12 protein-coding genes are annotated in these 13,216 nt (G+C 42.5%); 5 read left to right on the top strand and 7 right to left on the bottom strand.

Features of this window, described 5'->3' with window-relative positions; genetic code table 11:
- Window positions 1-724 precede the first annotated feature (724 nt).
- The 5 genes from MTN96_RS30110 (at window position 725) to MTN96_RS30130 (ending at window position 5,324) form a co-directional block, all read left to right on the top strand.
- Complete coding sequence (locus MTN96_RS30110) at window positions 725-958, top strand: hypothetical protein (RefSeq protein ID WP_029774363.1); 234 nt, start codon at window positions 725-727, stop codon at window positions 956-958.
- A gap of 80 nt (window positions 959-1,038) precedes the next feature.
- Complete coding sequence (locus MTN96_RS30115; protein WP_248461820.1) at window positions 1,039-1,791, top strand: SDR family oxidoreductase; 753 nt, start codon at window positions 1,039-1,041, stop codon at window positions 1,789-1,791.
- A gap of 436 nt (window positions 1,792-2,227) precedes the next feature.
- Window positions 2,228-3,766 carry a glucan biosynthesis protein gene (locus MTN96_RS30120; protein WP_248533862.1) on the top strand — a complete coding sequence of 513 codons (1,539 nt, stop codon included), beginning with the start codon at window positions 2,228-2,230 and terminating at the stop codon, window positions 3,764-3,766.
- 268 nt (window positions 3,767-4,034) lie between these two features.
- Complete coding sequence (locus MTN96_RS30125) at window positions 4,035-4,346, top strand: hypothetical protein (protein WP_004587081.1); 312 nt, start codon at window positions 4,035-4,037, stop codon at window positions 4,344-4,346.
- A gap of 417 nt (window positions 4,347-4,763) precedes the next feature.
- Window positions 4,764-5,324, top strand: a complete 561-nt coding sequence (locus tag MTN96_RS30130) for a YrbL family protein (RefSeq protein ID WP_248533864.1) — start codon at window positions 4,764-4,766, stop codon at window positions 5,322-5,324.
- Between the two features lie 111 nt (window positions 5,325-5,435).
- Here MTN96_RS30130 and MTN96_RS30135 read toward each other — a convergent pair whose 3' ends face one another.
- From MTN96_RS30135 to MTN96_RS30165, 7 genes are all read right to left on the bottom strand, one after another.
- Complete coding sequence (locus MTN96_RS30135) at window positions 5,436-6,722, bottom strand: allantoate amidohydrolase (RefSeq protein WP_248533866.1); 1,287 nt, start codon at window positions 6,720-6,722, stop codon at window positions 5,436-5,438.
- Between the two features lie 14 nt (window positions 6,723-6,736).
- Complete coding sequence (locus tag MTN96_RS30140) at window positions 6,737-7,966, bottom strand: alanine--glyoxylate aminotransferase family protein (RefSeq protein ID WP_004587084.1); 1,230 nt, start codon at window positions 7,964-7,966, stop codon at window positions 6,737-6,739.
- A 3-nt stretch (window positions 7,967-7,969) separates the two neighbouring features.
- A complete protein-coding gene (locus MTN96_RS30145) occupies window positions 7,970-8,794 on the bottom strand; it encodes a sulfite exporter TauE/SafE family protein (protein WP_004587085.1) in 825 nt (274 codons plus the stop codon).
- Window positions 8,791-10,365: a gamma-glutamyltransferase family protein gene (locus tag MTN96_RS30150; protein ID WP_248533868.1), complete on the bottom strand. Its 1,575-nt coding sequence runs from the start codon at window positions 10,363-10,365 to the stop codon at window positions 8,791-8,793. Before MTN96_RS30150 ends, MTN96_RS30145 begins: the two co-directional genes overlap by 4 nt.
- A complete protein-coding gene (locus MTN96_RS30155) occupies window positions 10,362-11,570 on the bottom strand; it encodes an amidase family protein (protein WP_248533870.1) in 1,209 nt (402 codons plus the stop codon). Before MTN96_RS30155 ends, MTN96_RS30150 begins: the two co-directional genes overlap by 4 nt.
- 346 nt (window positions 11,571-11,916) lie before the next feature.
- Window positions 11,917-12,399 carry a putative 4-hydroxy-4-methyl-2-oxoglutarate aldolase gene (locus MTN96_RS30160; RefSeq protein ID WP_054981718.1) on the bottom strand — a complete coding sequence of 161 codons (483 nt, stop codon included), beginning with the start codon at window positions 12,397-12,399 and terminating at the stop codon, window positions 11,917-11,919.
- Between the two features lie 3 nt (window positions 12,400-12,402).
- Window positions 12,403-13,056, bottom strand: coding sequence for a TetR/AcrR family transcriptional regulator (locus MTN96_RS30165; RefSeq protein ID WP_024032802.1), 654 nt, complete (start codon window positions 13,054-13,056; stop codon window positions 12,403-12,405).
- Window positions 13,057-13,216: the final 160 nt, after the last annotated feature.

The following is a 13,216-nucleotide window of genomic DNA, read 5'->3' on the forward strand; positions in this document are numbered from 1 at the left end:
TGAATATTGGGTACCCATGGCACACCTCCTGAACTTATAGTTTAGTAAAGGTGGTGCACTTCGACCTTGAATCTGGCTCAATTAAAGCATAGTATTTAGCGAGGTTAAAAAATATGAATCACGCAAGAAACTGAGCTCTGTTGATAAGATGAAAGTTTAAAATAGTCAGCTCAATAGGCATCAGCAGTTTTGATTAAAGAATGGTAAACATTTGTCTATAATAGCTAGCTTCCCCTTCAGTAAAAAGCGAAATGTTACGGTCAATAAAGACATGAATAAGTTGAACTTACAGAAAGAGTTAAGATGAAAAGTTAAGATGTCACCCATTCCAACTTTTACGTAAATTATTATTGATAGCTGTCAGTTTGGCTAAATTCATGAAAATGAATCACGTAAAAAGCTGAACTACACTGACAAGATAAAAGTAATAAGGGATAGCCCGATAGGCGACAAACAACTTTATAAAAAAGTAAATGACTCGGGCATATTAAGTTTGGTTTCATTTAAAAAAAAGGGGAGCCCATTTATACCAAAATACGCCAATCAAGCACCTATAATTCCCTCTAAAACGTCCATTAAAACAGCCGCAAATTCTCTTCTTATATTTATGTGGAATATCTATAACTGATTGAACCAAAATAGGAACTCGGCTATGGTTGATTCATTAATAAAAATAAATTTAAAACGAGTTAATTTACAAGCTCGTTAGTTGCTCTGGAGACTTATGAGTACAGCTGGAATTATTATTTTTGTGTTTCTCTTTATCACGTTTCTTTTCACTATAAGATATTTTTTCATTTTTGTAACAGCGTTTTGGCGTGGAAGGTTTAAATTAAAAGAGCTTAATTTCTGGTTGTTAGGTTTTATTATTTTTGTACTGACTTTTAATGTCACAATGAATTTTCACGAAGAGTTAGGGATAAAGAAAACTTGTGCACAAAATGCAGCTTCTTGCTAAGTATTGCTAATTTATGCCAACTACTTATTGTTTAGTAATGCATTCCATATTCCTCCATCATCATTATTTAAGGATGACTTATGAATAACACAAAAGTGGTTTTAATAACGGGCGGAGGTCGAGGTATTGGTGCTGCTACATCTAAATTATTTGCATCAAAAGGGTATGCCGTTTGTATCAATTACAAGTCTAATCTAGCTTCGGCCGAAGCTGTCGCAAGCGATATTAGGGCTGCGGGTAATCGTTGTATTACAGTCCAAGCAGATGTTTCGGTTGAGAAAGATGTGCTAAGACTGTTTAAAAAAATTGATGCCGAGCTAGGTCCTTTATCAGTACTTGTTAATAACGCTGGTATTTTACGTAAGCAGTCGCGTTTGGAGGATTTAACGGCTGAAAGAATTAATACTATTTTAGCAAACAACGTGACTAGTTACTTCTTGTGCTGTCGAGAGGCCATAAAGCGTATGTCTACACGCCATGGCGGAAAAGGTGGTGTTATTGTAAATGTTTCATCGGGGGCATCTCGTTCAGGTTCACCGAATGAATATATTGATTATGCTGCCTCAAAAGGGGCTATAGATACACTCACTAAAGGTTTATCACTAGAGGTTGCTTGTGAAGGAATTAGAGTTAATTGTGTGCGTCCTGGGCTAATTAATACGCAAATGCACGCTGATGGTGGTGAACCTGAAAGAGTAGAAAGGTTAAAGGAGCTTATTCCTCTTAAGCGTGGAGGTGAACCTGAGGAGGTGGCTGAAGCTATTTATTGGCTTTCATCAGCAAAGTCATCGTTTTCGACAGGAAATTTTTTAGACTTATGTGGTGGCCTTTAATACATAGCAAACCAATGTAATGGCAATTCCTCACGCTTAACACTTTTAAGTGGGTGTTATAAGCTAAAAAAGGATTGAATATGCTACTCGACTTCTCAGTTCTTGTTCACAAGCCTGCATTAATCAGGTAGTTATAATAAGCGTAGCAGCGACGCACAGATCAGTATTTCGATTTTAAAGCACTAACTGGCTTTAACTAAGTAAAAGCTATATCAGCCGTATTTATTAAACACAACTATTCAAACACAACTATTCAAACGCAGCTATTCAAACACAATCTCCCCTAAACACAGCTAAGCATAGAAGCTTCGCCAAATAACGTTATTTTAGTAAACGCGAGTTCATATTGCGGTGTGTAATATCTTTACAAGCATTTTAAGTTAGGCGCTTGTAGTGGGCGCTTATTTTTAGACTCCCTTTATTAGAGATACTTTTTATGAAGTTAAAGTTATTTATTGCCGCTATTATTGCCTCCTCTGTGTCGTTACACGCGGCGCAAGCACAAGCAAGTGCTAAGTTTACTTTTGAAGATTTAAAAGCAATGGCAAAAGCCTCTGCCAAAAAGCCCTATACGCCTGTGGAAGTGCCAGCACCTGAGCTTATTGATAAAATTACCTATGACGAACATTGGAAAATACGCTTTAAAGAAGATGAAACCCTCTACCCAAATGGCAAAAAGGCACCGGTACAATTATTTTACCCTGGGCGATATTTTCCTGAGCCGGTAAGTATTTTCATCAGAGATGATAAAAACAACGTTAAAGAACTGCCTTTTAGTAATGCGCTTTTTGATATGCCTGACGACAGCCCAGCACACGACCTGCCTGAAGGGTTTGGGTTTGCAGGCTTTAGAATTATGCGCCCCGATATAAAACCAGATTGGATATCGTTTTTGGGGGCGTCTTATTTTAGAACTGATGGCCCTCAGGGGCAATATGGGTTGTCGGCTCGCGGTATTGCAATTAATACCGGTATGAGTGAGCCAGAAGAATTTCCACGCTTTTCGGCATTTTGGCTAGGCCCTGCCGAAAATAAAGGTGAGAGCATGTCTGTGTGGGCATTACTTGAGGGGCCCTCTGTTACAGGTGCTTATCGGTTTGGTTTGAGTAAAGACAACAAAGAGGCCAAAGGGCATGTTACCTCTGTAAGTGCTAATTTGTATATGCGCGCCGATGTAGAGCGCTTAGGTATAGCGCCGCTAACCAGCATGTACTGGTACTCAGAAAAAGATAAAACGGTAGCGAAAGACTGGCGCCCAGAAATTCACGACAGCGATGGCTTAGCGATTCATACTGGGTCGGGCCAGTATATTTGGCGACCGTTAAATAATCCGCAGTCGGTGTCGACCAATAGCTTTATTGATGAGAACCCTAAAGGCTTTGGTTTAATTCAAAGAGACCGTGACTTTAATAACTACCAAGACGACGGCGTGTTTTATAATAAGCGTTCATCAGCGTGGATCAAGCCTACGGGCGATTGGGGGAGAGGCGCTGTGCAGCTAATCGAAATCCCAACTAAAGATGAAACGTTTGATAATATTGTTGCCTATTGGGTGCCTGAAAAAGAGGTACGTAAAGGCGATGAGTTTACCTTTTCTTATGATATTGAGTGGCGTCCACTCGATCCAAAATCAAAAAACCTAGCAAGTGTTGTTAATACTCGCCAAGGGCAGGGCGGAATTCCTGGCCAGCCTATTCCTGAGGGCGTAAACAAAATGGTGATTGATTTTGAAGGGCCAGTGTTTAAAGACCTAGATAGAGAAAGTGGCATAAAGCCTATTGTTGAAGCCAGTAACGGCGAAATACTGGAGCCAATTGGTGCTTACCCAATAGTGGGTACCAACCAATGGCGATTAGCATTTGACTACAAACAGAGCAATAACGACCCCGTAAGTATTCGCGCGTATTTGGTTGATAAAAACGAAGAGGCGATAACCGAAACATGGGTAAGTGATGCAAAGGTAACGATTGAGTAACTATAAAAATTAAAACGGGTGGCCCTATAATTAGTTTTATGTAGCCACCCGAAAAACTGCAAAATAAATGTTTTTAGCGAAGGTTAGCTAAAGCAATTCTCTTATTTCAATATACATCTAATACTTAGTTATAAATTTAATATGCTTGGCTAACTACTTGGTGAATTTAGCTAATTTAAGTTGCTCCTACTTGTTTTTATGTTTGCTTGTGTGAATAATAAACATTCGATCAGGAAAAATAATAAAAGTAATTAAATTAAGGATGAATATGAAACTTTACCCATACTCAACAATTAAAACAGAAAACCTTAAGGGCCTGCTTATCGCTTCTAGAGTGCTTGGGTTTTTGAGTTATATACTGTTTTTTATAGCTATTTGCATTGGTTTATTTGGTGTTTTTTCTAACCTTGGCGCACCTAAAGATTTAGGGAATGGAATAGTTATGTCTGCACCAAATGCCGGTTTACCTGTGATGATAATGTCAATTTGGGGTGCAGTTTCTGCAGTTTGTATTTTAGCTTTTAGTGGCTTATGTGCAGCTGTTGTATCATGCGAATACAAATATACAAAGTCAGTTTAGCTATATACCAGAGTATTTAGATAGTAAAAACGGGGCTTCTACTATCTAAATATTTATTTGTAAGACTTGGTTAACTACCGCGAACAAATCTAAATTTTTTGTTCTTCTTCCTTATCTCAATAGCCTGATATTCGTTTTAATAATAATACAAAAGCAAACCTACCTTAGCTTCTAATACATCCAAACTGTAGCTAATTTACCTTGATAAACCCTAATTTATAGTTAAAATGGCCGGCTTATTTAACGAATGTACCTACTTTATTACTGACATAGTAATAAAAGCTGCATTAATAGATGTAAATACTAAGCGTGCAATTTTAAGGCGTGTTATTTACCTCGTTTTATACCAATCCTCAAAATAGGTTACTTAATTAAGCGAATTGGTATTTGTAAATTTACGTTAGGACGAAAATTGGTTTGATCTCATTGAAAGACGATTTAATTGTAGGTAAAGGGGCGCATAGAACGTGTTACAGGCACCCTGAGGCACATAATTTATGTATAAAAGTAAGCCATGAAGGGTTTTCGCAGGAGCAAGATCAAGAGCTGGCTTATTATAAGCGACTTAGTAACCGAAATATTCAGTGGCAGTTGTTAGCGCGATACCATGGTACGGTACACACCAATATTGGTACAGGGTACGTGTTTGACCTAGTAATTGATGCAAATAATCAGCCTGCTAAAACGTTGGAACATTATTTAAATCAGCCAAATAGTGAAACCTTAGCCGAGCCACTATTAAATTTAAAAGATTATTTATTACACAATTTAGTGATCACCAAAGAAATAAAACCACGCAATATAGCGTGTGTTAATAATAACGGCACCATTGAGCGGTGTGTTGTTGTTGATGATATTGGTAATACTGAGTTTTTTCCTATTAGTAATTACGTGAGCTCATCGGCTAAGCGTAAAATAAATAGAAAATGGCAGCGCTTTGAAGCGAGTTTAAATGAGCTTGGTTTAAGCCTTAATTAAGTTTTAAACACCGACTTTAAATACTGGCTTTAATTAATAACCACAGCCTCGTTTAATACGCAGGGCTAAGCTAACAGCACATAGCCTCCCCTGCGGATGCACAACCGTTAGTTACTTTTCTAACTCTTTTACATACAGCATGAGTGCGCTGTACATTACGCTAAGGGCTTTTGTTACATCCTCATCAATAACAGCTTCTGCGGGGTGATGGCTTATCCCGCCTGGGCTGCGTATAAATAGCATGCCTACAGGGCAAATAGGGGCAATAGCCATGGCATCGTGCCCAGCGCCAGAGGCAAGTGAAGGCGAGGCTTGGTTATTCAATTTACAGGCACTGCTAAACAATTGCTGAATTTGAGTGTCGCACGCTACGGCGTCGGCCGCATGTGTCCATTGCCAATCAAGCGTTAAATTACGCGATGTAGCAATTTGATCGGCGCGGGTATGTATTGCATTAAGTAATACTGCTAGGTCGGCATCATTTTGTGCGCGTGCATCTAGGCTTATGGTCGTTTTACCGGCAATAACATTTGTAGCGCCTGGGCGAGCATGAATTTGCCCTACGGTGGCTACTTCACCATTACTCGCGTTTTTTGCTAGTTGCTCTATGGCAAGGGTAAGCTCGGCGCAGCCAACTAACGAATCTTGGCGTAAGTTCATTGGCGTAGTGCCTGCATGGCCGCTTTGGCCTGATAGGGTGATCATAGCGCGTTTGGCGCCAGCAATAGCGGTTACTACGCCTAGCGCCTGATTTACCGATTCAAGCACTGGGCCTTGCTCTATGTGGGTTTCCCAATAACCGAGTAATTCGTTTTTGTTAAGGGCGGCTTTAGCGTAATCATCAGGGTTTAGGCCAAAATCAAGCATGGCTTGGCGCATACTAATGCCGTTTGTATCTTGTATATTTAACCACTGGGGGTCAAACTCGTTCGCCAGTGCTTTTGAACCAATTAACGTGGTGGCAAAGCGAGTGCCTTCTTCATCACAAAAGCCCACTACATCTAAATGAAATGGTAAATCAAGCTTAAGCGTGTGTGCAAGGTCGGCTATTTCAATACCGAGTAGCACACCTAAAATACCATCAAATGCACCGGCGTTTGGTACGGTGTCTAGGTGTGAGCCAATAATTAAACGTTTAGCGTTTGGGTTAGATGATGCTAAGCGCCCCCATAAATTGCCGACTTCGTCTTGCCACGATTGCATGCCCGCCTCAGCCATCCACGCGGCAGTTACACGGTTACACTCTTTGTGCTCTTTAGATAAATAAACACGGTGAATGCCACCTTGCATTTGCGATAGTCCACTGAGCGTTTTACAGCGCAATAACGCGCGCGCGGCAAATTTATTAGCCAGCTCACTGTTTAATAATGGCTCATGGAGGGGGCTTGCAATCGTCATGCTAAATCCTTTTTTTATTTATAATGGGCTAGGGCGGCAATAGCGGCTTCGCCTTTAGGGCCTTTATAGCCGTTGGCGTGTAAGCAGGCATCTAGGCTTGCCAATGTTTGTAATACGGCATCTTTACGGGCGTTGTAACCCATGGTGCCAATACGCCAAATTTTGCCATGCAGCGGCCCAAACGAGGTGCCAATTTCAATACCAAAGTCGGTTAGCATTTGTCCGCGTACGTGGTCAGCATTAATGCCCTCGGGTATATAAACACCCACTACGTTGTTCATTTTATGGTTTAAGTCGCCAAATACGTTTAAGCCCAGCGCTTGAATACCCGTTAGCATGGCATCGCCGTGTAACTTGTGGCGGGCAACGCAGTTATCAACGCCTTCTTCAATAACAATGCGAGCACATTCTGATGCGCAATACAGCATGCTGGTGGCTTCGGTGTGGTGGTTAAGGCGCTCTTCGCCCCAGTAATTCATGATCATGCCTAAATCAAAATAGTTTGAGCGTACAAATGGCTCGGTGCCGTCGGTATGCTGCGCGGTACGAATACCCGCTTCTACTTTTTTGCGTTTTTGGATCCAATCGGCGCATTTATCGCTCAGTGTTAAAGGGGCAGAGCCAGACGGGCCACCTAAACATTTTTGCAAACCAACCGAAAGCGCATCGAGTTTCCACTCATCGGCGGGTAAATCGTTACCTACAATCGAAGCGGTGGCATCGCAGTAAAATAATACGTCGTGCTTTTGGCAAATATCGCCAATGTGTTCAAGGGGTTGGTTCATGGTTGTTGAGGTATCGCCCTGTACCATAGCAAGTACATGGGGTTTTACATCAACAATGGCTTTTTCTATTTGTTCGGGGGTAAATACCTCGCCCCACGGGACTTCTATGGTGTGTACTTTTGCGCCTACGCGCTCGGCTATTTCAGCAAGCAAGTGGCCAAAGCGGCCCATAATGGGCACCAGTACTTTATCGCCTGGGCGTAAAATAGAGCATAAAACGGCTTCTATGCCTGCGCGTGATGTGCCATCAACTAACATGGTCCATTCGTTTTTGGTTTTAAAAATTTCGCGATAGCGGGCCATGGTTTCGTTCATAAAACCGGTCATTACTGGGTCGTATTGGCCAATTAGCTGTGCCGACATAGCACGTAGCACGCGTGGATCTGCGTTTATTGGGCCTGGGCCCATGAGTAATCGCTGTGGCGGGTTTAAAGTTTGAATTTGCGTGTCGCTAAACATGTTTTAGGCTCCCAGAGTCTGAATAAGCATACGAATGCCCGTTATCATTAATACAACGGCAAAGGCGCGTTTTAATTGTTTTTGATCTAGCTTGCTACCAATTTTTACGCCAATAGGGGCAAACAAAATAGTAAGCGGAATAATAAGTATAAAAGCAGGTAGGTTTACAAGGCCCCACGTGCCTAGCGGCGCATCGGTGGGTGTAGTACCAATACTTAATAAAGTAATAACGCCCGGTAACGCAATTAATAAGCCAAATACAGCAGCGGTGCCAACGGCAACATGAGCACGTACGTTAAACGCGTTTAGCATGGGTACGCCAATAGTGCCGCCACCTATGCCAATCATTACCGATAAACCACCTACAATACTTGCCATAATGCCTTGGCCAAATTTACCTGGTAATTTACTAACAAGGGCAGGCGCGCCGGCTCTAAATAACATGTTTAAACTTACTAAAATGGCAATACAGGCAAACATAAGTACCAATGCATTACCGCGTATAGAATGAGCTAAGTAGCTACATATCACGGCCATTACCAAAATAAACGGGGCCCAGTATTTAATTAAAGCAAGGTCGATATTGCCCTTGGCATGGTGCGAGCGAATCGACGAAATAGAAGTAGGCACTATGGTGGCAAGCGATGTAGCCGTGGCTATCATCATGGCCGACTCAGGGCTTACGCCAAAGCCTTGCAGTAAAAAGTACAGCACAGGCACAATTACTATGCCGCCGCCTACACCAAATAGGCCTGCTAAAATACCTGCAAAAATACCGGTTGCTATTAAGGCCGCTATAATCGGCCATTGATTTATTATTTCTGTCATTGTGTTCCTGCTGTAGTTACTGTTGCGCGACCATCTGAACGAGGATCGGTGGCTGCTTCAAGGCTGGTAGGCGTATCTAAAATGGCACCTGCATGACCCATCATTTCATTGTTATTATCAACGCTTACCCAGTCGTGGTCACGTTGATTTAATTCATGTTTAACTTGAATTACTAAGCTTTGCTCTACCTTTAAATTTGTGCTTGTATCGCCCCAGGTGCGCCCTAATAACCAACGCGGATCGCTTACTGCTTGGGTAATTGATTTATTACGCCATGCGTAACCACTAAATACAGCAGCTTGTGTTTGTGGCTGGCCTTCGCCGCCCATGGTGCCGTAGGCAAGGCGCCTACCATCGTCAAATTTTGCTAAAGCAGGGTTGAGTGTATGAGCCGGTTTTTTATGCGCTTTTAAGGCATTTGCATCGTTGCTATTTAAACTAAAACTTAAACCGCGGTTATTCCACACAAAGCCGCCTTCGCTCATCAAAATGCCGCTGCCAAATTCCCAGTAAACACTTTGAATAAAGCTCACTAGTTGGCCGTTTTTATCCCGTGCGGCCATCCAAACGGTATCGCCTGGCTCTGCATTAAATGGCCATTGCTTGGCTTGGCTCATGTCTATATTGCCGGCAAGCGCATTTAAGCGCTCATCAGTTAATGCGTTTTTATAATCATCGCCAAGCGCCTCTGGGTCTGCCCAAAGTGTAGGGCGGTGAGTAAAGCTTTGTTTAGTTGCCTCAACAATTAAGTGCATCCAATCGGCCTCTGTTTTGGCTAAATGTTTTAGTTTATTAACAGCGCCAATTATTTGCAGAGAATGCACGCCTTGCGTGGGGGCGGATAAGTTATAACACTGTATGCCCGATAAATTAGCACTGAGCGGCGTTACTAAATCGGCCTGCGTATTGGCAATATCAGCGCGTGTAATTGCACTGCCTGCGGCAGCTAAATCGTTTGCAAACGACTCTGCTAAAGGGCCTTGGTAAAAGGCGTTTAAGCCATGCTCGGCTAAGTGCTCAAAGGTACTGGCAAGTTTTGGGTTTTTAAAATGTTGGCCCGCTTGCAACGGTTTACCATTAGGTATGTAAAGTTCTTTAAAGGCAGCGTTAGTGTTTGAAGCGGTAGCAAGCTTTTCGCAGCCTGCTTGCAAGCTTTTAGATACTGTAAAGCCTTCGCGCGCGAGCTTTATGGCTGGGGCTAAAATAGTACTTAGTGAAAGAGCTGCGTGCTCATCTACCGCAAGGGCTTTTTGCCAGCCGCGAAGTGTTGCAGCCTGAGTAAGCGCGCTTAAACCGCCGCGCTCTGGTATGTGTGGCTCATTGCTATAGGCGCTTATATCGTTTGGTGCGCGCCCGCAGGCATCAATGGCAGTGGGTATACTTTGGTTTGGGTTATCAATAAGCCAAAAACTGTCGCCGCCAATTGAGTTCATATGCGGATATACCACGCTAATCGCAGCCGCTGCCGCTACCATGGCTTCGGTGGCTGTACCGCCTTGTTTTAGTATTAAGGTGCCTGCCTCGGTTGCTGCAAAATGCGGGGCAGTAAAGGCAATGTTGTTTGTGCTCATGCAAGTGTGTCCTGTTTAAAGTGGGCAGCTAATTGTTGTACGCAGGCAAGTAGGCTTTTATCGTTGCCGTGGCTCATCATTAATGAAAACCCATACGGGTGGCCATTTTCTAAATTAGCCAATGGTAAGTGTACTTGCGCCGAGCGGCTCAAGCCCGCAATGGCCGATAAGGTGATTATTTGCATGCGTAAGGCGCTTGTGTCGGCGCCCAATTTAGGTGCAGTTGTGGGTGTGGTTGGCAAAAATAAACAACTGTTTGTGTTTAGGTTTTTAGCGATTAGTGTTTGCCATTGGGTTTGTACATTTAGTGCTTCTTGCTCTTCTTGAGCGGTTAGGGCAAGCGCCATGTTAAAACGTGCCGCAATTGCCGGAGCAAACTGGGGAAGTTGCCCTGGCAATTGAAGCCAATCTTTATGCGTTTTTGCGATTGCTCGCCCTTGCAGTATTCTAAAGCTGTCAGCCAGTTCGCTTAATAAGCTGCTGTTAGGCAGTTCAAATTCTTTATGGTGTTTAAAATAAGGTTTGGTTTTTTCAAGCAATTGTTTAAGTGGGGCTTGTAAAGCAGGGTTAACCAGCTCAAATAATGGCTCGCAAATAACTAAGGTATCAACGTTATTAATAGCTTGATTTGGTAACAGTACATTGCCTACATCGCTTAGCAGCTCTGCATTTTGCGTAAGCCAGCCAATGGTATCAAATGGGGACGCTAGCGGAATTAGGCCATCTTTTTCAATTACGTTATGGCTTGGCCTTATACCAAATAACCCACAATAACTTGCCGGTATTCTAATAGAGCCACCAGTATCAGTGCCTAAGCCAATATCGGCTAAGTTAGCCGCTACAGCTGCAGCCGAGCCCATACTTGAGCCGCCACTTGCATGGCCTTTAAGTTTTGGGTTTTGTGCTGCACCATAGTGAATGTTATTGCCCTCTAAGCTGTAGGCCAGCTCATCGGTATGGGTAAAGCCTGTAAAGCGACAACCCTCATTCATTAGTTTGTTTACGGCACTTGCTGTTTGCTGTGCAGGCTTTGCTGCTTTAAACCAGCTTGGGTTACCTGCGCTGTTGCGCTCGCCTTTAACTGCAAATACATCTTTTACTGCAAGACGCTTATTTACAAGTGTGCCGTGGGTTTGTGTTTGCCATGCGTTAGGGCCATGGTCACAAAAAATACCGGTAAAATTATTATGTGTTTTGGTACTCATATCACCACTCGTTATAAAGTAAATCTGACCAACTGGTTATAATCAGATTTAGGGTGATTAAAAAGACGAATTAGTTATTATTATTTTTCAGCCCACTGCGTAACATCTTATTTTTGTTTTACAGAGCCTGATCCGCCTTTTAATCTGTTAGCTATTATATTGCCTAAAAGCTAAGCAAAAGCAATGCCAAATGCAATAAAGTTGTCCGCTCGGTCAGGTTTTGTTTGGTTTGTATGGGGTTTAGCAGATATTTATAAAAATATAAGTATTAAAGAAGGTGTAATCTAGAGGTGAAAACACACCAAGTTGGTGCGTGATTGCACCAACTTGGTTGCAAGTGTGGCGTTTATAGTAATGCGTTAGGGCTAATAATTAAGCCATTTACATCGGCGTATAGCCAATCGTTAGGGTTAATTGTGGTACTAAGCATGGTCACTGTTTGATTTTTATCTCCAAAGCCACGCTTTAATGTACTGCGCGGGGTTGAGCCAAGTGCCATAACCGGCAAATCCATTGTGGCAAGTATTTCAATATCGCGGCAACAGCCGTTAATAATCACGCCTTCCCAGCCGTTTTTTAACGCGCGCTCCGCCATAATATCGCCTATAAAAGCAAAGCGTTTGCTAGCAAAGCCATCAATAACCAGTACTTTACCCTTGCCGTTTTCATGCAGTATGTCAGCGGCAAACGAGTTATCGTCTGGGCAGGTAACGGTAACTGCTTGGCCACTAAACGTGGTTTTTTTTCCAAAGTGGCGCAGGCCGCTGTCGGCGACTTGTACGCTATTGCGGTGATCGTCAAATAAGTCTGGGGTGGTAAAATTATCCATGGGTTAAGCCTCACTGTGCTCAGGTATTTTTAAACCAATACCTTTTAAAATTATGTGGGCAGTTGATTGCGTTATTTGTGCCACATCGGTTTCGTCGTATTCTAATTTGTTCATTACCAGTAGCACTTCGGCCTGAAAATCGGCGTAGTACTGCGTAGTTGACCAAATGGTAAATAATAAATGGTAAGGGTCAACATTATCCATTTTGTTTGCATCTATCCAGGCCTGAAACACGTCTACCTTTTGTTTTACCCACGGGCGTGTGTTGGTTCTAAAGTAGTTTTGCAAATAAGGAGCGCCGCGCAGTATTTCACTGGCAAATAAACGTGATTGCAGCGGCTGGTTTACGGCAAGTATTACTTTGCTTTTAATATAGTGATACAACACATGTGCAGGGTCGTCCTCAGGGGTTACGTTATCTAAGCCTAAGTTCCAGTGCGCGATAATGCGGTCTATTACGTTTTCGTATAGGCCGTCTTTGCTTTTAAAATAATATAAAATATTGGCCTTAGGAACGCCTGCTTCTTTGGCAACCATACTCATACTGGTGCCATCGTAACCAAGCTGAGAAAACAACTGCTCGGCGGCATCGAGTATTAATGTTTGGTTTTTTACTCGGGTGAGTTCTTTTTTATTTGGCTTTGTTTGTGTGCTCATTATGGCGATGCTGTTTTTAACGTGTTGAATGATTGTAACTTTACTGACCAAAAGGTCAAACACTTAAGTGCAGGCCAAAAACATCTTTATAACAATAAATGATGAGCAACAATTGTTTAACCCATTAATTACTGTTAGCGTAACGTCAAACATAAGTAGT

It is taken from the genome of Pseudoalteromonas sp. 2CM28B, assembly GCF_023161935.1.